Below are 20,730 nucleotides of genomic sequence, written 5' to 3'. Positions count from 1 at the left end.
TGTGGATCGATTGCGGCGGCGGGATGGACCGCCTCGGGCATGCGATGAGTATAGGGCTCCGTACGGGGTGCCGCATCCGCCCAACTGCATCTTTACGGCATCTTAAGGCCGGAGGGCATCACTCTAACACCGTTTTAATCCGCTTCGCCGTTTACTGTTCCCAGGCACTCGGGGAAGGGTGCCACCCGTGATTCTCGGAAGGAGCGGTTACATGAACGTCCTGATCCCGATCATAGGCATCACCTGCATCGGCCTGTTGATCTACTACATCTATATTTTGATGAGGAGTGATTCGTAACCTATGAGCGCTGCAATTCAGTACGTCCTGTACGTCGCCGTGCTCGTCGTTTTGGCCATTCCGCTCGGTCGGTTCATGGCCCGCGTCTTGGACGGCGAACACACCTTTTTGTCACCCGTGCTCGCACCCGTCGAGCGGGGCGTCTATCGCCTGCTCCGCATCGACCCGCATGAGCAGATGGGCTGGAAGCGCTACCTGGTGAGCGTCCTTGCCTTCTCGGGTATCGGGCTCGTGGTGCTCGTCGCGCTTCAAATGCTTCAGTCCGTCTTACCGGGTAATCCGCAGCACCTGCCGGGCGTGCCGTGGGACCTGTCGTTCAATACGGCGGCCTCCTTCATCACCAATACCAACTGGCAGTCCTATTCCGGCGAGACCACCCTGTCCTACCTTGTGCAGTTCATGGGCCTCACCGTGCAGAACTTCGTTTCCGCCGGTACCGGCATCGCGGTCATGTTCGCGCTGATCCGCGGCTTCCGTCAGGTCAAGGAGCAGGGTCTGGGTTCCTTCTGGGTCGACCTCACCCGCACCGTCCTGTATGTGCTCATCCCGCTGAACCTCGTGTTGGGCGTCTGCCTGGCTGCCGGTGGCGTCATCTCCAACTTCCAGCCGGCTCAGAAGGCTGAGCTCGTAGAGCCCGTTGCCGTTCAGCCTAATGCAGACGGCGGCTGGAGCGTCATCGACGACGCCCAGATCGAGGGAGACACGGTCAAGGTCGACGGCAAGGTTGTCGAGGACGCGCGCGTGGTCACCGAGCAGTTCCTGCCCCAGGGCCCCGCGGCTCCTCAGGTCGCCATCAAGCAGTCCGGCACCAACGGCGGCGGCTTCTTCGGCGTGAACTCCGCCCATCCGTATGAGAATCCCAGCGCCTTCACCAACATCATCGAGATGACCAGCCTGCTGCTGATCCCGGCCGCCTGCTGCTTCACCTTTGGCATCGGCGTCAAGAACACCAAGCAGGGCAAGGCCATCTTTGCCGCCATGTTCATTCTGCTGGTGATCTTCACCGGCATCATCGCCGTCAACGAGCATGCGGGCACCCCGCAGCTGGCCGATGGCGGAGCGGTCAATATCGAGATGACCGACGGCCAGGCCGGCGGCAACATGGAGGGCAAGGAGAGCCGCTTCGGTATCGCCGCCTCCTCCACGTGGTCGGCTTACACCACCGCCGCTTCCAACGGCTCGGTTAACTCCATGCACGACTCCTATACCCCGCTGGGCGGTTTTGTCCAGATGCTCCAGATGGCCCTGGGCGAGGTCGTCTTTGGCGGCGTGGGCTGCGGCCTGTACGGCATGGTCGGCTTCGCCATCCTCACGGTGTTCATCGCCGGCCTCATGGTCGGACGCACGCCTGAGTTCCTGGGCAAGAAGATCGAGCCGGGCGAGATGCGCTGGGCAGTTGTCCTGTGCCTTGCAACTCCGTTTGCCATTCTGGTGTGCTCGGCCATCGCCTGCATGGTGCCCGGTCTTGCCGACCAGCTCAACAATGGCGGCGCGCACGGCTTCTCCGAGGTGCTGTATGCCTTCACCTCATGCGGCGGCAACAACGGCTCGGCGTTTGCAGGCATGAACTGCAACATTCCCTGGATCAACGTCATGCTCGGCCTCGAGATGCTGTTCGCCCGCTTCATGCCCATCATCGGCACGCTGGCTATCGCCGGTTCGCTGGCCAAGAAGGGTAAGGTCGCCGAGAGCGCCGGCACCCTGTCTACCACCAACGGCATGTTCGTATTTCTGCTCGTGTTCATCGTTCTGCTGATCGGTGCCCTGAGCTTCTTCCCGGCCCTGGCGCTTGGCCCCGTTGCCGAGTTCTTCCAGATGATTGCGTAAAGGAGGGCACAGATTTATGGCTATGCAAAAAGACATGATGGGCCGCGCGGTCCGCGACTCGTTTGCCAAGCTGGATCCTCGCGTCCAGATTCAAAACCCGGTCATGTTCCTGGTGTGGCTTTCCGCCGTCATGACCTCCGTCCTGGCCGTCGCTTCCATCTTCGGTGTGCAGGACGCGGGTGTGCCCACCTACTATGTGGTCGCCATCGCGGTCATCCTGTGGCTCACCGACCTGTTCTCGAACTTCGCCGAGGCGCTTGCCGAGGGCCGCGGTAAGGCTCAGGCCGATTCCCTGCGTGCGGCCAAGAAGGATGTCGAGGCGCATCGCATCGAGTCCGTTGAGGACAAGGAGCACTTCACCGTCGTTCCCGGCACCGAGCTCACGCGCGGCGACCTGGTGATCGTACGCGCCGGCGAGCAGATCCCCGGCGACGGCGACGTCATCGAGGGCGCTGCCTCCGTTGACGAGTCCGCCATCACCGGCGAGTCCGCCCCCGTGGTCCGCGAGGCCGGCGGCGATCGCTCTGCCGTTACCGGTGGTACCACGGTGCTGTCCGACTGGATCATCGTCAAGATCTCCAGTGAGCCCGGCCAGAGCTTCCTGGACAAGATGATCGCGATGGTCGAGGGTGCCGCGCGCAAGAAGACCCCTAACGAGATCGCTCTGGAGATCTTCCTGGTGGCCCTCTCCATCGTCTTTATCCTGGTCACGCTGGCCCTGTATTGCTACTCTTGCTTCTCGGCCGGTCTTAACGACATGGTCAACCCCACGGCCGTGACCACGCTCGTGGCGCTGCTCGTGTGCCTGGCTCCCACTACCATCGGCGCGTTGCTGTCCGCCATCGGCATCGCCGGCATGAGCCGTCTGAACGAGGCCAACGTGCTGGCCATGTCCGGTCGCGCCATCGAGGCCGCCGGCGACGTCGACATCCTCATGCTCGACAAGACCGGCACCATCACCCTGGGTAACCGCCAGGCCGCCGAGTTCATTCCAGTCGACGGCGTCGATCCCGCGGAGCTGGCCGATGCCGCCCAGCTTTCCTCGCTGGCCGACGAGACCCCCGAGGGCCGTTCCATCGTCGTGCTCGCCAAGGAGCAGTTCGGCCTGCGCGGCCGCACGCTCGAGGATAAGGGTATGGAGTTCATCCCGTTCACCGCGGCAACGCGTATGTCCGGTGTGAACTACGAGGGCAACGAGATCCGCAAGGGCGCTGCCGATTCCGTGCGCACCTATGTGGAGGCAGCCGGCGGCGTGTTCTCCCAGGAGTGCGACGAGGTCGTCGAGCGTATCGCCAAGGCCGGCGGCACCCCGCTGGTCGTGACCAAGAACTGCCGCGTGCTGGGCGTTGTGTACCTCAAGGACATCATCAAGTCCGGCGTTAAGGAGAAGTTCGCCGACCTGCGCCGCATGGGCATCAAGACCATCATGGTGACGGGCGACAACCCGCTCACCGCCGCGGCAATCGCCGCCGAGGCCGGCGTTGACGACTTCCTGGCCGAGGCCACCCCTGAGGGCAAGCTCGAGAAGATCCGCGAGTTCCAGCGTGAGGGCCACCTGGTCGCCATGACCGGCGACGGCACCAACGACGCGCCCGCTCTGGCCCAGGCCGACGTCGCCGTGGCCATGAACACGGGCACCCAGGCTGCCAAGGAGGCCGGCAACATGGTCGACCTCGACTCCAGCCCCACCAAGCTCATCGAGGTTGTGCGTATTGGCAAGCAGCTGCTCATGACCCGCGGTTCGCTCACGACCTTCTCGGTGGCCAACGACGTGGCGAAGTACTTCGCTATCATCCCGGCCCTGTTCTCGCCGATCTACCCGGGCCTTGGCGCGCTCAACATCCTCGGTCTGGCAAGCCCGCTGTCCGCGGTTCTTTCGGCCATCATCTATAACGCGCTCGTTATCGTCGCGCTGATCCCCGCCGCGCTGAAGGGCGTTAAGTACCGCGAGGTCCCGTCCGGACAGCTGCTGACCCACAACCTGCTCGTGTGGGGTCTGGGCGGCATCGTTGCCCCGTTCGTATTCATCAAGCTCATCGACATGCTGCTCGCGTTCTGCGGCATTATGTAAGTGGAGGTTTGTATGTTCAAAGGTGTTGCATCGCGTGCACTGGGTGTGTTCGCGCTGTTTACCGTTGTCTGCGGCCTGGGCTATACGCTCGTCGTGACCGGCATCGCCCAGGTTGCGTTCCCGTATCAGGCGAACGGCTCTCTCATCAAGGTCGACGACAAGATCGTGGGCTCCGAGCTCATCGGTCAGAGCTTCGAGGATGAGGACCACATGTGGGGCCGTATCCAGAACGTGACTATCGTCGAGGGGGAGGACGGCGGGCTCATGGCCTACGGCGCCCCGTCCAACCTCTCCCCGGCGAGCGAGGAGTACCGGCAGCTTGTGGACGAGCGCGTCGAGAAGATTCGCGCCGCCAATCCCGACGCCGACATGGATGCCGTGCCCGTCGACCTGGTGACGTGTTCCGGCTCAGGGCTCGACCCCGAGATCTCCCCCGATGCCGCCGAGTACCAGGTACCGCGCCTGGCAAAGGCCACGGGCAAGAGCGAAGGCGAGGTGCGCGACATCATCGCCCAGTGCACCAAGGGCCGATTCCTGGGCGTCTTTGGCGAGCCCACGGTCAACGTGCTCAAGGTGAACCTCATGTTGGATGGTGTGCTGTAGGCGGCGTTTTCGACTAGAGATGCTTGCATGCCCCCGGTGCGACCGCGCCGGGGGCATGATTGTTTTAACCAGCGGTTAGATTTCCTGCCGAAAACATGAGGGCGTGTCAATTGTGCTGACGGTCGCTAGCTGATGAAGAGCGTTGTGCCGGCAGTGAGGGATCAGGCGTCCGCAATGCTCATCGCGAAAGCCATGCAGGAAGAGCGGTATGAGGATACCCAGCGTATCCTGGACGGCATCCCCGACCGCACGGTGGATAAGGAGGAGCGCCAGGCGATCTTGTATGCGCGCGAAGGAAAGGACGAGGACGCCGCGCGCACTTGGGAGGCCCGCGTGATTCGCATTGCCGCCGATTTGATGGGGGCGATTGTCGGGTTGATCGAAATTGCGTTGAGGGATGGCCGCAAAGATGATGCGCTCGAGTGCGCGCACCGCGCTCAGCTGGCATTCGAGGCACTTGGTCAGCCTGCATGGATGAGTCTGATGCCGCGGCTGGCGGCCGTGACGGCATCGGGCGATTCTGGTGAGGCGATTGAGCTTCTCGACGCCGTCATGACCTCGTTGCATGGGGGCGACTCCGCGGCACTCCAGGGGCCGCTTTACCGCTATTCGGACCTGAATGACTTGACCGACTTGACGTCCAGGATGGGTGCGCTGCTGCTTTCGGAAGTCGAGAATGAAGACGAGTATGCTTTTGTGCGCGAAGTCCCTGCCTACCGTTCGTTCGTGGAGAAATGGAAGGCCGTGGGTTCGGTGTAGGGAACTCGGTCCGGTCATCCAAAGTGCGGGTGTTTTCGGCCGTGAACGGAGCGGTTGTCTTTACTTTGGTTCGCTTCGAGGATGAGAGCCTTACATTTTCGTATGCCGCGCGTAAGCCGAATCGATGGCACGGGAGGGACGAGTTCACGAGAATGGGTGCGGTAATAACCCTTGGAAGGACTCGCCATGCAGCTATATCTCAAGCTCGCCGTCGGCAACGTGCGCCGCAGTGCCCGTGACTACTCGGTGTATTTCGCGACGCTCGGGTTCGCGGCATGCCTGCTGTACTCGTTCGTCGCCTCGACCGACCACCTGCGCGCCATGGGGCTCTCGCCCGAGCAGCTGGGCGTGCTGGGGAGCGCGGGCGATATCCTGCAGGCGTTCTCCGTCTTCACGGTGCTCGTGTTCCTCTTCCTGGTGCGGTATGCCAGTCGGTTCCTGCTCCGCCGGCGCAAGCGCGAGTTCGCCCTCTACGAGCTGTGCGGCATGGGGCGCGGTGCGGTATCGGTCGTGCTCGTGGCCGAGACGGCGCTCGTGGGTGCCGGCGCGCTGGCGTGCGGTTTGGCGGCGGGTGCGGCACTGTCGCCCGCGTTCGGCGCGGTCGCGGCCTTCGTGTTCGACGCTCCCTGGCGGCTCGCGTTCTCCTTCTCGCCCGACTCCGCGGCATGGACCGCCGGATGCTTTGCCGTGGTGTTTGCGGTGAACGCTGTGGACGGCGCGCGCGATATCGCGCGGCGCCCGCTGATCGAGCTCATGTCCGCTGAGCGTGCGCCGGAGCGCATGCGCCTCGGCGGTCGGGTCGTTCGGGGCGGCCAGGCGGTGCTCGCCGCGGTCCTGCTCGCGGTCGTATGGGGCTCGTGCGTGTTCCAACCGGTGTACTTCATCGCGTTCATCATCCCCATGGGCTTCGCCGCCTGCTTCGCCACGTCGCTCGTCGCGCGCCTGGGCGTGGCCGCATGGGGTGAGCGGGCGCGCGAGCGCTCCGAGCGGTACTGGGACGGGCTCACCGGCTTCACGGTGCGGCAGGTCGAGGCGCGCGTGTCCAGTACCTCGATGGCGCTCGCCTGCGTATGCGTGCTCGTCGCCGTCGCCGTGTGTATGATGGTCGCGGGATTCGTCTTCAGCATCGGGCTGCGCACGCCCGAGATGGTCTCGGCCGGCATCGCGGCGTCGATGGCGCCGATCGGCTACATCGGCATCTTCTACGGGGCGGTGTTCCTGCTAAGCGCCGTCGCGGTGCTCGCGCTCCAGCAGCTTTCGGGCGCGGTCGATGCACGGCGCGCGTACGGCGTGCTGGGGCAGCTCGGGTGCGACCGCGCCCTTATGCGCGCGTCCGTGCGCCGGCAGCTCGCGCTCTACTTCGCCGCGCCGCTCGCCGGGGCTCTCGTCCACGATGTATTCGGGTTGTTCCTCGTCGCGTTCCTCGCGTTCGCGCTCGGTGCCGAGGGCCTGTTCGCGATCGTTGCGGGCGTGCTCGCCTTCACGGTCGGCCTCATGGCGGCGTACGGGGCGATCACCGCCCACGCCGTCGAGCGGGTGGTGCTGCCGAGGGTATGATTATCGGACTATGTCACTCCGCGTGACGGGAGGTCCGTCTCATGATTTGGTTTACATCGGACACGCACTTCGGCCATGCCAACGTGCTGAATTTCACCGATCGCCCATTTGGCGATATCGCGCATATGAATCGCGCGCTCATCAACGCGATCAACGAGCGTGTGGCGCCCACCGACGACCTGTACATCCTCGGTGATTTCTCGTATCAGATGACCGCGGTCGAGGCGGCGGCGCTGCGCTCGAAGATCAATTGCCGCAAGGTGCACATCGTGCCGGGCAATCACGACAAGGACTGGACGCACAAGGACGTGGCGGGGACGTTCATCGTCGAGCCGCCCATCGTGCGTATCAACATCCACGGGCAGAAGATTGTGCTGTCGCACTATCCGCTCATGGAGTGGCAGTCCATGTCGCGCGGGTCCTGGCATCTACATGGGCATATCCACAGCGCGGGTAGCGTGTATAACGAGCTCAACCGCAAGCAGGGCCTCATGCGCTATGACGTGGGCGTGGATGCGAACGACCTGGCGCCGGTGAGCCTGGAAGAGATTCGCGCCTGGTTCGAGGGCGTGGAGTTCTACGGCCGTGCCCGCTGGTGGGAGTGGGTGAACGGGACGGGTGATCCTGCGGTGGCCGAGGATTGCGAAGCGGTCCGCGAGCTCATGGTCGAGGTGGATCGCGACCATGCGACCGCGCAGGAGTCTGCGGAGGCGTCGCGGCGTTGCGCCTCGGCGCTGCGGGAGCTCGGACTCGGACGCTAGCACCACGCGGAGCACCGGCCTTCACCGCGGCCTTCGCTTCGAATGCATGGGACTTCAACCTCAAATTAGGGACTGTCCCTCATTTGAGGTTGAGAGGGGCAATCGTTTCCAGTGCGTGAATTCGCCATGCTCCCCATCGTCATGGTAGGCGGGTAGTACACTGAAATCCCGTGGAAGCGCCGGACTCCGGTGCAGATTTCGACGGGAAGTGCAGGTAAACACCATGACAAAGCATATATTCGTGACCGGCGGCGTGGTCAGCTCGCTGGGCAAGGGCATCACCGCGGCGTCGCTGGGGCGTCTGCTCAAGTCGCGCGGCTATCGGGTGACCATGCAGAAGGCCGATCCGTATCTCAACGTGGACCCGGGTACCATGAGCCCGTTCCAGCACGGCGAGGTGTTCGTCACCGAGGACGGCTACGAAAGCGATCTCGACCTCGGCCATTACGAGCGCTTCATTGACGAGAACCTCACGCGCGACTCCAACTTCACCACGGGCGCCATCTATCAGGACCTCATCGCGCGCGAGCGCCATGGCGACTTCCTCGGCGGCACGGTGCAGGTCATCCCGCACGTGACGAACGCCATCAAGGCCAAGTTCCGCGGCGTCGAGGAGCAGACGGACGCCGACGTGGTCATCACCGAGCTCGGCGGCACGATCGGCGACATCGAGGGCCAGCCGTTCGTCGAGGCCATCCGTCAGTACAAGAAGGATGCCGGCGCCGAGAACGTTTGCTACATCCACGTCTCGCTCGTGCCCTATATCGCGGCGGCCCACGAGGTGAAGACCAAGCCGACGCAGCACTCCGTCAAGGAGCTGCGGAGCTTTGGCATCCAGCCCGACATCATCGTGCTGCGCAGCGACCATCATATCGAGGACGACGTGCGCGCCAAGATCGCCTCGTTCACCGACGTGGACGTGGATTGCGTGTTCACCTGCGAGGACGCCCCGTCCATCTACGATGTGCCGCGCATGATGGCCGAGCAGGATTTCGACCTGCGCGTCTGTGAGCGCCTGGGGCTCGATCCGCGCGAGCGCGACATGGCGGATTGGGAGGGGTTCCTCGCTGCGAAGGACCATGCGGAAAACGAGGGCGACCCCGTGAAGATCGCGCTCGTCGGCAAGTACACCCAGCTGCCCGACGCGTACCTCTCCGTCATCGAGGCGCTGCACCACGCGGGCACGCACCTGGGCAAGCACGTAGAGGTCGAACTCGTCGATGGTGAGGCGCTCTCCGATGACAACGTCGAGCAGGTGCTGGGCGACGCGTCGGGCATCCTCGTGCCGGGAGGCTTCGGCAAGCGCGCCTTCGACGGCAAGATCACCGCTGCCCGCTACGCGCGCGAGCACCAGGTGCCGTATCTGGGCATCTGCCTGGGTATGCAGGTCGCCGTGTGCGAGTTCGCGCGCGACGTGCTGGGCTATGCGGACGCGAGCTCGTCCGAGTTCGACTCGCAGTGCGCGCACGCCGTGATCGACCTGCTCGATGAGCAGGAGGGCGTGACCGAGAAGGGCGGCACCATGCGCCTTGGCGCATACCCGTGCGCGCTCGTCGCAGGCACGCTCGCTGCGGAGGCGTACGGCGAGGCGCTGGTGCAGGAGCGCCATCGTCATCGTTACGAGTTCAACAGCGCGTACCGCGAGGAGCTGGAGGCGGCCGGCTTGGTCGTGTCCGGCACGAGCCCGGATGGCGAGCTGGTCGAGATGGTCGAGCTGCGCCGCGACCTGCACCCGTGGTTCGTCGCCACGCAGGCGCATCCCGAGTTCAAGAGCCGCCCCACGCGTCCGCACCCGCTGTTCCGTGAGTTCGTCCGCGCGGCTGCGGTCATCTCGATGTAGGGACAGTCCCTGCATCGCGAGGTGCGTTAGACCTCGCGCACGCGCAGGCGGGCGGCCACAAGGCCCGCGGACACGATCGCGACAGCGAAGAGCGCGATGATACCCAAGTCGATACCGACGGTGGCCAGAACGCTCGCATTCACCTCTTGGGCGCCGAGCGCGCAGGTCACGGCATCGTACATCCAGAAGGTGGGCGTGAAGTGCGCGACCGCTTGCACATTCGCGCCCATGAGCGACAGCGGCACCCACGCCCCGCCCAAAAACGACATGATCATGCCGCCCAGGTTGGCGATCGCGTTGAGTGCCTCCTCCCTAAAGCCGAATTGCGCGAGCGTGTAGGCGAGCGAGAGCGGGACGAGTGCGAACGCGCAAAGCGACGCGATGGCGAGCGCCACCTGCGCACCTGCGCTTGAAAGCAGTGCGCCTGCCCCGGAGGCGCCGATGCCGACGAGTGCGACCCATGCGCACACGCCGACCGCCAGCACCGCGCATCCGGCGATGCTCTCGAATCCCATGCGCCAGCTGCTCACGGGCGCAGCGAGCTGTCGCCGCCGCACGTCGGGCTTGTTGAGCGTGGAGAGCACCACGCCGGCGACCACGACGATGGACGAGGTGACGGTGTACGAGCTAAAGGTGAGGTAGAACGCCAGGCGCGATGCCGCGGTGCTTTCCTCGGTCGTCTCAATAGTGTCGACGGCGGGTGCGATGTCGGAAAGCTTGCGCATGCCGTCCAGCACCTGCTCGGCGCTCGCGTGGGACGTGAGCGCGGCGCGGCTCGCGATGAGCGATGCCGTGCGGCTTGCGCGCTGGGATGCCAGCGCCGCCGCCTGCATGTCGCCGCCGGTCGCCGCCTCGAGCTCGGGCAGGTCGCCTCCTGTTCGCGCGGCATCCATGAGGGCATCGCCAAAGCCCGCGGGAATAACGAGCACGGCGTCGGCCTTGCCGGTCGCGAGCGCATCCTGCAGGGCGAGGGGCTCGTCGGCAACGGTTATGAGCTCGTCCGTCTGGAAGAGCATCTCCTCGAGCGATTGTGCTACGGCTGATCCGTCGCGATCGACGAGTGCGATGCGGGCGCGGGGAACCTCGGTGGCCTCCCGCGCGCCGCTTCCGCCCACCTCTCCCATGAGCACAACGCCCATGCTCGATAAAAAGCCGATGTAGATGATGAGGTAGAGCGGGTGGCGAAGCGCGATAGTGAGCGCCCGTTTACAGATGTTCATGCGCGGACCTCCTCATGCAAGCGGCCGATACGGCAAGCAGCACGGCTGCGATGCCGGCGCACGCCGCTAGGCGAAGGGAGAACGGGACGAGTGTGTCGTAGTAGTAGACGGTGTAGAACAGGTCGCGGATCAGGCAGACCGGGTTGAGCCACGTCGCAGCGGGGAAGACATGTGCGACGGTATCGGCGAGCTCCATCGTGGGCTCTCCGTAGAGGCCGGCAAAAAGCGACAGCAGGCAGGTAAGCGCCGTGAGGATGCCCCTGCGCGAGTCTGAGCCCATACGTCCGGGCAACGCGCCCACCAGGGCTCCGATGCCGCAAGAAAGCAAGCTCGACGCCGCGATTCCAACGAGGCAGAGTCCCTCGCGTCCCGAGAAGTCGATGTGCGCGGTCAGGCAGATGTAACCAAAGGCGATAACCAAAAATGTGGTGGAGACCGCCCAGCAGGCGCCGATGGTGGGGATGAGCAGGCGCATGCGGCTCGTGCCCGAAACGGCGCGCCGCGCGCCGGCGGCGGACGAGGTGGGTTGCAGGCGCCAGACGCTTTCCCCGGCGAGCTGCGCGGCAAAGATCGAGGCCATGCCGAGCAGCGCGTAGTAGAAGCGCGCCATGCTATCGGGCTGGGCATGCGTGAACGAGACCTCCCGCACGGAGACGCCGAGACCGAGTGCATCTTCGAGGGCGATAGGGTCGCTCAGCGCCGCGGGGTCATGCGCGGAGAGGTCTTCGATGAGCGCCACGCGTTGCAGATAGCTGGTCGCGACCGATTCGAGGATGGCGCGGTTGACGTCGTAGGAGGCGTCGCTGCTCGTGCCGGACCCGGCGGGGGCGAGGATGATGCGGGGTGCGCCCGCGGCGCTGGCGGAGGGCGTGGCGGTCGACTCTCCCGCAGCGTCGACGACGTACGCCCCCGCCACGGACCCCTCGGCGAGCAGGACGCGCGCCTCATCCTCGCCGGCCACGGGATGAACGGCGAGAAGGGGTTCGTCTGCCTCGCTCAAAGTATCGACTATCTGCGAGAAGGGAGAATCCTCCCAGGCGTCGTCGGCGACGACGGCGACTTTCACCGCCTCGACGGAGCCCGTGGAGCGCATGGGCTCGAACATGAAGTTGAACACCGTGGCAAGCACGATGGGGAAGATGAGCGTCCATATGACGGCGCTCGGCGTGAGCAGCAGCGTGCGCACGGTCGCTTTGAAGGTGGTCCACATGGCGCTCTCCTAATCGCGCAGCTCGCGGCCGGTGATCTCGAGAAACACGTCGTTTAAGGTAGGCGGCGCGCAGGTGATGCGGCCCAGGCGCGCGTTGCTTGCGCGCAGCGATGCGAGGACGTCGGTGAGGTTGTGCTCGCTTGCCTCGCAGGAGACGGTGAGCAGGTTGCCGGCGAGCGAGACGTCGAGGACGTGGGGCAGCGCGCACAGGCGTTCAAGCTCGCGGGTGGGGAGCGCGTCGCCGTCGCTCGCGCGAGAACCCGGTCTCGCGCGTGGGCCCGAGGGGTCTTCGAGCTCGATTACGATGCGCTCGCCCGTGCGGATCGAGCGCTTGAGCTCGTCGGGCGAGCCCTGCGCGAGCGCCCGGCCGTGGTCCATGATCATCACTCGGTCGCAGATCTGCTCGACCTCCTCCATGTAATGGCTGGTGTAAACCACCGTCGCCCCTTCGGCTCGCAAGCGCTGGATGCCGTTGAGGATGGCGTTGCGGCTCTGCGGGTCCACGGCCACGGTGGGCTCGTCAAAGAAGATGAGTTCAGGCTTGTGGGCGATGCCACAGGCGATGTTGAGGCGGCGCAGCAGTCCGCCCGAGAGCTTGCCGGGGCGAAAGCGGACGAATTCCTCGAGCTCCACGAACTCGATCGCCTCGTCCACAAGCGCGCGACGCCGGGCGCGGTCGTTCACGTAGAGTGAGCAGAAGTAGTCGATGTTCTCGCGCACGGTAAGCTCGTCGATGACCGCCACCTGTTGCGGAACGATGCCGATTCGGCGCTTGAGGTCGTAGCGCGTGGGCGCCATGGACTCGCCGAACAGGCGGATGCTGCCGCGGTCGTAGGTGAGCAGGGCGAGCATGCAGTTAATGCTCGTGGTCTTGCCCGAGCCGTTGGGGCCCAGCAGGCCGAAGATCTCGCCCTGGTCGACGTGCAGGTCGAAGTGGTCGAGGGCGAGCAGCTCGTCATAGCGTTTGACGAGCCCCTCGATCGCGATGACGTCCATGGTTCCTCCGCTCCACCTCAATTTGGGGACAGTCCCTAAATTGAGGTTTTCGATTCCGTGCTTGCTGCGAACATGGTGCCCGACGCCCTCGCAACGCGATAGTGACAATTGTCACGACTTGGTTTTACCTGCCCTAACTTGCTTTTGCTACCATGGGGAGCCATGGAGAGAATCATCGACATAGTGTTGGTGCTCGTCGCGTGCGTGCTGTTCCGCGTTGCCGCCGGGGTCGTGGGCGCGGCGTCGGCCGTTGCGGGACTCGCGGGGGATGCACTTGCTGTCCCGACGGTCGTCTGTCTGCTTGTGGCGATCATCGCGGTGCTGACATGTGAGTGGGCGCAGGGGAAGTGGTGCGTGCTCGGCCCGTTGGCGTATTGCGTTGTGAGTTCGTTTGTTCCGGAGGGGCTATTTCTGCTTCCCGCCGTTGTGTACGAGTTGCTCCAATTCGCGCGGGAGCTGCTGCCGTGGCGCGCGGCGCCGATTGCTTTGCTATTGCCCGTCGCGCGCATGGTGGTCGCGCCGCGTGTTTCTGGGACGGAGCTTGCGTGCGTGGGCGCTCTGTCTACGTTGGCGGGGCTGTTGTCCTGGCGGACGAGCATGCTGCTTGCCCAGCGCGACTTGCGGCATCGGACCCGGGACGAGTTTCGCGCGCACGAGCTGTTCGGCGCGGAGGGATCGAGCGGTGTCGTCGCGGCGGATGGTTGTTCGGAGCCTAGCGCGGATGCGGTATCCGAGTGCGCCGTAGCTGACGTTGATGCTGCCGCGCGCTCGCCCGAAGGGCGCTGTCGTGCCGCCTTTTCGGAGTTGACCGAGCGCGAATACGAGGTGGTACGCTTGGTTGCCGAGGGTCTGGACAACCATGAGATCTCCGCCGCCGCGTTCATCAGCGAAGGCACGGTGCGCAATCGGATCAGTTCCGTTCTGCAAAAGACCGGGCACAAAAACCGCACCCAGCTTGCCGTCGCCTGGTGGCAAGCACGCGAGCGGTAGCCTCAAATTGGGGACAGGCACTAATTTGAGGTGAGACCGTGCGAGGGGTGAGTGTCGGGGCTGCTAAAACCTCAGATTGGTGCCTGTCCCTATTTTGAGGTGCTCATGACATCAGATCTGGCGAAATAATAGACGGTCATCTTCCAAAGCGCGCTGCCTCATTGGTGAAAGAGTGGATGACGATGCACAAGGATGAGCGTATTGAAATGTGGGAGACCCAAGAATTCAAGAAGCTCGATTCACTTGAATAGGAGATGCCTGTGTTTCACAAAGTGAAAGAAGTTGTTCCTTTGCAGGACATGAGGCTATGTGTGCGTTTTGCAAATGGATCGACAAAGGAATATGACGTAGAGAAGCTCGTCTCTCGATTTTCCCAGTTTGCCGCTTTGGAAGATGAGCACCTCTTTGAGGAAGTGCAAGTTGATGTCGGTGGCTATGGCATCGTTTGGAACGACGATCTCGACCTTTCCTGCGATGAGCTTTGGAAAAACGGCGTCGACGTGAAGACGCCTTTTGACGGACTCATGGCGTTTTCCGATGCAAGTGAGCTTTGGGGCCTGAGCGAGTCTGCCCTGCGTAAGGCTGTGGCATATGGAAAGATAGAAGCGGGGATTGACGCACGTAAATTTGGTAAGCAGTGGGTTGTGACCCAAGAGGCAATGAGGCGAGAGTACGGTAATCCGGTCGAGGTGCTCCGGTAATTTCGATGTGTCGTTATCGCAAGGCGAGGTTTTGGCTTCTGTTGGCCTGAGCAGGGTGGCTCAACGATCGGAGTCACCCTGCTCAACTTTGCCAAGCTTCTAAGGTCGCTGGGCAACGAGCGGCGCAGCTAGGCCCCCCAGACCTCCTCGGCGATGCTGCGCACGAGCGCGATCTTGGCCCACTGCTCGTCCTCGGTAAGCTTGTTGCCGATCTCGCAGCTGGCAAATCCGCACTGCGGGGAGAGGCAGAGGTCCTCGAGCGGGACGAAGCGCGTGGCCTCGTGGATGCGCGCGATCACGGCGTCGCGGTCCTCCAGCTCGGGGCGTTTGGTGGTCACCAGGCCAAGGACGACCTTCTTGCCCGGCGCCACGTGCGCGAGCGGCTCGAAGCCGCCGGAGCGCTCGTCGTCGAACTCCAGGTAGAAGGCGTCGACGTTCTCGCGGGCGAACAGGACGGGGGCCACCAGGTCGTACGGGCCACTCGAGGCGTGGGTGGAGTGATAGTTGCCGCGGCACACGTGCGTGGTGACGGCCATGTCGGCGGGGCGTCCCTCGAGCGCGAGGTTGTTCACGCGCAGGTACTTCTCGGCCTCGGCCTCGGGCGTGGAGCCGGTGGCGCGGATGCCCGCCTGGAAGTGCTCGTCAACGAGCGCACCCCAGGTGCAGTCGTCGAGCTGCAGGTTGCGGCAGCCCGCGGCGTAAAGTTCGGCGATCACGGTGCGGTACGCGGCGCCGATATCCTCGAGCAGCTCGTCCTCGTTCGGGTAGAAGCTGCGCGTGCGCTCGGCCGCCGCCTCGTCACGGTAAAGCTCGAGCAGGAGCTGGGCGGGGGCGGGGATGGTCTGCTTAGCCGTGTGCCCCGGCTCCTCGAGCACCTGAACGAACTTGAAGTGCTCGACGAAGGGGTGGTTCTCACCGGAGATCTTGCCCGTGAGGACGGCCGAGCCGTGCGTGGTCTCCTCGCCCACGAAGAAATAGCCGTGGTCGAGCTCCACGTGCTCAATCCCGCCGAGTCCCCACATGAAGTCGAGGTGCCAGTAGGAGCGGCGGAACTCTCCGTCGGTGAGCAGCGGCAGACCGGCGTCCTTCTGCTTGGCGACGAGCTCGGCGATGCAGGCATTCTCGACGGCGATGAGACCTGCGTCGTCAAGTTCGCCGGCGGCGTGTGAGGCGCGGGCCTGCTTGAGCGTCTCCGGGCGCAGGAAGCTGCCGACGACGTCGAATCGGGTGGGTGCGATGGCGGCCATGATGGGTTCCTTTCGGTAGATGCGATATCTGATGAAAGGAGTATGCGGGACGCGCATCCGATTGGGAAATACTTAAAACAATCCAATATTGATAGGAAAAACCTATGGGACTGGGTAGGTAGCGAAGGTTTTCGATCTCATGGGTGTCACGGGATATGCGTGCGGATCGCCTCGACGAACGCCTTCCCATAGCGGGAGAGGTGGGTGTCGCGCCGCGTGACGATGCCGACTTCCATGCGGTCGTCGACCTCGAGTGGGACGGCGATGATGTCCTCGCCGTTGAGCTCGTGCGAGATCACGCCCGAGCACACCGTGTAACCATCGAGGCCTATGAGCAGGTTGAACAGGGTCGCGCGGTCGCGCACGCGGATGTTTTTGGGGCGGCCGAGCGTGGACAGTGGTTCCTCGGAGAAGTAGAACGAGTTGAAATCCCCCTGCTCGTAGGAGAGGTACGGATAGTCTGCGAGATCCTCGAGCGTGACCGAGGCACGTTCCGACAGGGGATGGGTCGAGGAGAGGAACACGTGTGCGGCAGTGGAGAACAAGGGCTTGAATTCGAGCTCCTCGGCACGCAGTATGCGGCCGATCACGTCGCGATTTGCATCAGATAGGTAGATCACGCCGAGTTCGCTCTTCATATGGGCAACGTCCTCGATGATCTCGTGCGTCTGCTCCTCGCGCAGAGTGAACTCGTAGCGCGCGGCGTCGTATGCACGGATCACGTCGACGAAGGCATTCACAGCAAACGAGTAGTGCTGGCAGGAGACAGCGAAGCGGGGCACGGGTTCAGTGTCGCGTTTGTAACGCTCCTCGAGCAGGTCCGCCTGTTCGAGCACTTGACGAGCGTAGCCGAGGAACGTCTGGCCCTCGGTGGTGGTCACCATGCCCTTGCTCGTCCGGTCGAACACCGTGATGCCCATCTCGCGTTCCAAATCGCGCACGGCGGCGGTCACGCTCGGCTGTGACACGAACAGGCGCCGTGCCGCCTCGGTGACGCTGCCGCACGAGGCCACCTCGACGATGTATCTGAGTTGTTGGAGTTTCACCGGGTTCCCTTCCGTTTGCAACTGCCCGTGCCGTACATCTCGTAACGGTTTCGACATATTACGACACTCCGACCCTGCCGCTATCCGAGGCGCGAAGCCATCTGTTGGCATGTCAACACTTTACTGAAAGAAAGCGCAGCACGAAAAGACGGAGGACGCGCATATGGCGACTGACGGCAACAGGGCAACGACGGCGCGGGCGCTTAAGGTCCCACGCCTTCCGGGCGACATCATGATCTACCCCATGATCGCGGGTCTGCTCATTAACACCTTCTGCCCCCAGGTCCTGGAGATCGGCGGCTTCTTCACGGCGGCTACGCGCGGGGGTGCCAACGCGGTGGTCGCGACCGCCGTCATCGTGACGGCGCTGCTCGACCCGATTCTCACGGGCTGGTTCGACAAGCGCTTCTGCCGGGGCTGACGTCGTCTGTTTCTCTGTTTCGGTGTGATTGGGGCCCAGCCGCCTTTATCGCAGCTAGAGGGCAGCGGCCTGTAGGATGGCGAACGCCGCGACTCCCGTCACGATGCACCAGACGAGCGACTTGGTTTTGATCCCGACTGCCGCAACGATGCCAACGGCGGGGCGAAGCTGGGTTCGAAGCTGCGAGTATTCGCCCTGCATCCTCACCGCAACGGGCGGTGGCGGAATTGTCGCGATGTGTTGCTACAATTGTCGCTGCTAGATGGTGGAGCGCAACGGCGGTTGCGAGGATAGTCTTGCGCTGAGGCCCGATGGCCAAAGGGGGCGAAAGCATCCCATGACGGCTGCCGTCGGGCCCCGGAATATCAGCGCTACAAGGAGGCTTTCATTATGGATGACGCGACGACGCAGCTAGCCGACCGTCTGCTCGACCTTCGCCGCAAGGCCGGTTACTCGCAGGAGCAGTTGGCGGACCTGCTTGGTGTTTCCCGTCAGGCCATCTCGAAGTGGGAGGGCGCCCAGGGCCGCCCCGAAGTCGACAACGTGGTCAAGCTCGCGCGGATTTACCGTGTGAGCACAGACTTCATCCTCACGGGCTCGGCGAGCGTCCCGTCGGTGTGCGAGACGCCCTCGGCGCCCGCCCCGCGCGAGCTGTCGCGTGAGTACCGCTTCGCCCTCAGTGCCCTCATGGTCATCGCGGGCACTGCGGTTGTGTTCCTGCTGATCGTCGTTATCCTGACCATCCTGTCCACGATACTCACCTCGGGTGCCGACATCCCCGGCTGGAAGTAGCCGCTGGCCGAGGCCTCGTATTCACTATCAACTGATGAGGCGCGTGCAAGGCAACTTGGCGCTTGTCCGATACGCCCTTTCTTGCAGGGTGCAGGGCTCGTGCGCCTTGGCCTTGCATGCTCACGGGCGGGTTGGCAAAAGGAGCGAAAGAATTATGGGCATCCTCGTTGAGGCGTGTGGCGTATGCAAAAGTTATAAGCATGGAAATCTGAACACCGAGGTTCTTCGCCACGTTGATATGAATGTGTTGGCAGGTGAGATGGTATCCATCGTGGGACCATCCGGTTCGGGCAAGTCGACGCTGCTGCATTGTCTGGCGGGGCTTGAGGTCCCCGATGCGGGCGAGATTCATCTTATGGGCGTGGATGTCGTGCGAGCGAGGCGCGGCGAGCGCGCGAAGGTCAGAGCTCGGCATGTCGGGTTCGTGTTCCAACAGTACAATCTCATGCCCTCGCTCTCCGTGGGTGAGAACGTCTCACTGTCCGCGCGCTTTGCCGGTCGCAGGGTGAGCGGGAAGGATGTGTGTGATCTCTTGGAGCGGGTCGGTATGGGAGGGAAGGAGCATGCCCGTCCAGCCGAGTTGTCCGGCGGCGAGGCACAGCGAGTGGCGCTCGCCCGGGCTATCGCTTCCTGTCCGGACATCGTGTTCGCCGATGAGCCCACCGGCGCCCTCGACACGGCGAACGGGAACGTGGTCCTCGACATACTGCGAGCCATGGCGGATGGGGAGAGCCGGGCCGTCGTCATGGTGACGCACGATCTTGAGGCGGCCGCTCGTGCCGATCGGGTGTTTGTAATGCGTGACGGGAAGATCGTCAACATGATGACTCGTCCTGCGTCGCGGGAAATCCTCACCGCGATGGAGATGGCAGGGGCGCGCGATGCCGCGGAAGGGGTGATTTCACGATGATCCGCCTGCTTGTGGGTGATGTTCGGGAGCATTGGCATGTGTGGTTCGGTGTGCTCGCCGTTGCTACCGCATTTGGCTATATGGGAGGTTGGTTCGCATCGTTTTCCGCAACGGCGGCCGCGGACCCGATGGTCTCGACTTCTTTCTTCTTTAGAAGCGCCGCCCAGGCGATTCTCATGTTCTCGGCGATTTCCGGATGCGTCGTTCTCTCCTCAACGGCTCGGGGAAGCGTCGTCTCGTTGCGGCGAACCTACGCCCTGTGGCAGGTGATCAACATCCCTCCGGTTGTGGTGGGCTATGCTGTCATCGTTCAAATTGCACTCGTGGGGGTCTTCGGTTCGTGCTTGGGCTTGGCCTTGTGCTGGGCAAGCTCATCCACCGTGTTCAGCGCTCTGTTCATGGATATCGACTTGTTCGAAGGGGTGCGGCTTCTGCCGGGATTTTCCCTCTGTCCTGCGGTTCTTGGAGTGTCGCTATTTTTGTCGGTGCTGGGCGGGGCGCGCGCCGCAAGGGCGGCGGCGTGTACGCCGCCCGTGATGGCTTTGCGTGACGAGTGGTCGGTCGAGGGCGCATCCGAGCGCATGATGCCGCTGCGCTGGCTTGCCGCCCTTGCCGCATGCGCCGCTGTCGCATGGTGTGTGTCCACGGTTGACCCCGTCTTAGCCCCTGTCGATTTCGGTCAGAGCACCTGGCTCGTCTTTTTGCCTATTGCAATCCCGGCGCTAATTACGGCTCTCGCCCCTGTACTTTTGCCGAGGATCCTGCGAGCGGCGACGTGTCCGTTGTCGCGCTGGACGGCGTGGCTTCTCGCGCGCAGGAGCGCTCAGCACGCCTTGACACAAAGCTTGTCGATTGAGACATCCCTCGTGGTTGCCATGGGTGTCGTTGCGGGCTTCTATTCGATGATGAGCCTGATGGAGCGGTATGCCACGGCATACGACTTGCCGATTGGGAGCGGATTCGGTCTCGACCCGCGCCTCGCGTGCGTAATGTTCGCGGGGCCGGTTATCTTGGCGGCTGTGGGGTCGTGCGCAAACGTGGTTCTCGCCTTGCGTGTGCGGGAGCGTGACGCATCGTTGCTGGAGGTGCTGGGCGCCACCCCACGCCAAGTCTGTGTCGCCTCGGTTCTCGAGGCGTTTATGCATGTGGTAGCAGCGGGTTCGGCTGCATTACTTGCGGTTGTGCTTTCCAACATGATCGCGGCCCATGCGTTGGGCTTGGGTGCTGGGAGCGCGATGCTGTCCGTGCGTTTTGTCCCTGCCGTCCTCATCGCCGTCGCAGGTTTCGTCGTGCTGGTCGTAGCAGGGCTGATGCCGGTGCTGCGCATGATCAGGACCGCACCGGTGCGGTTTCTCAATGAGTGACAGAATTTGCGAGTGAGCTGATTGAGCGGGCGTTTCTTCTATCGAGCCCTCTGTATGAGTTTTGTTCAACTTGTTAAACCTTGTTCAACTTGTTAAACTTTGTTCAACTTGTTAAAC

Annotated in this window: 19 protein-coding genes; 14 read left to right on the top strand and 5 right to left on the bottom strand. The window is 63.5% G+C overall.

The window, feature by feature from the left end; translation table 11 throughout:
• Positions 1-301: 301 nt before the first annotated feature.
• The 7 genes from kdpA (at position 302) to Q5Q88_RS02485 (ending at position 9,716) form a co-directional block, all read left to right on the top strand.
• On the top strand, positions 302-2,125 hold the full coding sequence (kdpA, locus tag Q5Q88_RS02515) for a potassium-transporting ATPase subunit KdpA (RefSeq protein ID WP_302741654.1): 1,824 nt from the start codon (positions 302-304) through the stop codon (positions 2,123-2,125).
• A gap of 16 nt (positions 2,126-2,141) precedes the next feature.
• Positions 2,142-4,196, top strand: a complete 2,055-nt coding sequence (gene kdpB / locus Q5Q88_RS02510; RefSeq protein WP_302741652.1) for a potassium-transporting ATPase subunit KdpB — start codon at positions 2,142-2,144, stop codon at positions 4,194-4,196.
• Between the two features lie 12 nt (positions 4,197-4,208).
• On the top strand, positions 4,209-4,799 hold the full coding sequence (kdpC, locus tag Q5Q88_RS02505) for a potassium-transporting ATPase subunit KdpC (protein ID WP_118103666.1): 591 nt from the start codon (positions 4,209-4,211) through the stop codon (positions 4,797-4,799).
• A gap of 174 nt (positions 4,800-4,973) precedes the next feature.
• Complete coding sequence (locus Q5Q88_RS02500; protein ID WP_302741648.1) at positions 4,974-5,558, top strand: hypothetical protein; 585 nt, start codon at positions 4,974-4,976, stop codon at positions 5,556-5,558.
• A 186-nt stretch (positions 5,559-5,744) separates the two neighbouring features.
• Positions 5,745-7,115: an FtsX-like permease family protein gene (locus tag Q5Q88_RS02495; RefSeq protein WP_302741647.1), complete on the top strand. Its 1,371-nt coding sequence runs from the start codon at positions 5,745-5,747 to the stop codon at positions 7,113-7,115.
• 41 nt (positions 7,116-7,156) lie between these two features.
• Positions 7,157-7,876 carry a metallophosphoesterase family protein gene (locus Q5Q88_RS02490; RefSeq protein ID WP_147587979.1) on the top strand — a complete coding sequence of 240 codons (720 nt, stop codon included), beginning with the start codon at positions 7,157-7,159 and terminating at the stop codon, positions 7,874-7,876.
• Positions 7,877-8,099: 223 nt separating this feature from the next.
• Entirely contained in the window at positions 8,100-9,716 is a 1,617-nt protein-coding gene (locus Q5Q88_RS02485; RefSeq protein ID WP_278540685.1) for a CTP synthase, read from the top strand.
• A gap of 26 nt (positions 9,717-9,742) precedes the next feature.
• Here Q5Q88_RS02485 and Q5Q88_RS02480 read toward each other — a convergent pair whose 3' ends face one another.
• From Q5Q88_RS02480 to Q5Q88_RS02470, 3 genes are read right to left on the bottom strand one after another with little or no spacing between them, the layout of a single operon-like run.
• Positions 9,743-10,936 (bottom strand): ABC transporter permease, encoded by a 1,194-nt coding sequence (locus tag Q5Q88_RS02480; protein WP_302741643.1) that lies wholly within the window; start codon positions 10,934-10,936, stop codon positions 9,743-9,745.
• Complete coding sequence (locus tag Q5Q88_RS02475; RefSeq protein WP_302741641.1) at positions 10,923-12,146, bottom strand: ABC transporter permease; 1,224 nt, start codon at positions 12,144-12,146, stop codon at positions 10,923-10,925. The genes Q5Q88_RS02480 and Q5Q88_RS02475 overlap by 14 nt, the downstream gene beginning before the upstream one ends.
• A gap of 9 nt (positions 12,147-12,155) precedes the next feature.
• A complete protein-coding gene (locus tag Q5Q88_RS02470; protein ID WP_302741639.1) occupies positions 12,156-13,142 on the bottom strand; it encodes an ABC transporter ATP-binding protein in 987 nt (328 codons plus the stop codon).
• Positions 13,143-13,304: 162 nt separating this feature from the next.
• Here Q5Q88_RS02470 and Q5Q88_RS02465 point away from each other — a divergent pair, with 162 nt between their 5' ends.
• The 3 genes from Q5Q88_RS02465 to Q5Q88_RS02460 all read left to right on the top strand — a co-directional run bounded on the left by Q5Q88_RS02465 (position 13,305) and on the right by Q5Q88_RS02460 (position 14,833).
• Positions 13,305-14,132, top strand: a complete 828-nt coding sequence (locus Q5Q88_RS02465) for a helix-turn-helix transcriptional regulator (RefSeq protein WP_302741637.1) — start codon at positions 13,305-13,307, stop codon at positions 14,130-14,132.
• Between the two features lie 110 nt (positions 14,133-14,242).
• Entirely contained in the window at positions 14,243-14,383 is a 141-nt protein-coding gene (locus Q5Q88_RS09250) for a DUF4160 domain-containing protein (RefSeq protein WP_368076127.1), read from the top strand.
• 3 nt (positions 14,384-14,386) lie between these two features.
• Complete coding sequence (locus Q5Q88_RS02460; protein WP_281656462.1) at positions 14,387-14,833, top strand: DUF2442 domain-containing protein; 447 nt, start codon at positions 14,387-14,389, stop codon at positions 14,831-14,833.
• A gap of 128 nt (positions 14,834-14,961) precedes the next feature.
• On the opposite strand, the gene Q5Q88_RS02455 is transcribed toward Q5Q88_RS02460, so the two are convergent.
• Complete coding sequence (locus Q5Q88_RS02455) at positions 14,962-16,080, bottom strand: 5-methyltetrahydropteroyltriglutamate--homocysteine S-methyltransferase (RefSeq protein WP_302741635.1); 1,119 nt, start codon at positions 16,078-16,080, stop codon at positions 14,962-14,964.
• Between the two features lie 146 nt (positions 16,081-16,226).
• The gene (locus Q5Q88_RS02450; RefSeq protein ID WP_302741633.1) at positions 16,227-17,126 is read right to left on the bottom strand and encodes a LysR family transcriptional regulator; all 900 of its coding nucleotides are present in this window, start codon (positions 17,124-17,126) and stop codon (positions 16,227-16,229) included.
• A gap of 163 nt (positions 17,127-17,289) precedes the next feature.
• On the opposite strand from Q5Q88_RS02450, the gene Q5Q88_RS02445 reads away from it, so the two are divergent.
• The 4 genes from Q5Q88_RS02445 (at position 17,290) to Q5Q88_RS02430 (ending at position 20,613) form a co-directional block, all read left to right on the top strand.
• Positions 17,290-17,547 carry a 2-keto-3-deoxygluconate permease gene (locus tag Q5Q88_RS02445; RefSeq protein WP_281656465.1) on the top strand — a complete coding sequence of 86 codons (258 nt, stop codon included), beginning with the start codon at positions 17,290-17,292 and terminating at the stop codon, positions 17,545-17,547.
• 390 nt (positions 17,548-17,937) lie between these two features.
• Complete coding sequence (locus tag Q5Q88_RS02440) at positions 17,938-18,339, top strand: helix-turn-helix domain-containing protein (protein WP_302741630.1); 402 nt, start codon at positions 17,938-17,940, stop codon at positions 18,337-18,339.
• 154 nt (positions 18,340-18,493) lie between these two features.
• Positions 18,494-19,249, top strand: a complete 756-nt coding sequence (locus Q5Q88_RS02435) for an ABC transporter ATP-binding protein (RefSeq protein WP_281656466.1) — start codon at positions 18,494-18,496, stop codon at positions 19,247-19,249.
• Positions 19,246-20,613 carry a hypothetical protein gene (locus tag Q5Q88_RS02430; RefSeq protein ID WP_302741623.1) on the top strand — a complete coding sequence of 456 codons (1,368 nt, stop codon included), beginning with the start codon at positions 19,246-19,248 and terminating at the stop codon, positions 20,611-20,613. Before Q5Q88_RS02435 ends, Q5Q88_RS02430 begins: the two co-directional genes overlap by 4 nt.
• Positions 20,614-20,730: the final 117 nt, after the last annotated feature.

The sequence above is a fragment of the uncultured Collinsella sp. genome (assembly GCF_959026545.1).
Classification (GTDB): domain Bacteria; phylum Actinomycetota; class Coriobacteriia; order Coriobacteriales; family Coriobacteriaceae; genus Collinsella.
Note: the sequence above shows the minus strand (reverse complement) of the source record. Positions and strands in the feature narration are given on the sequence as shown.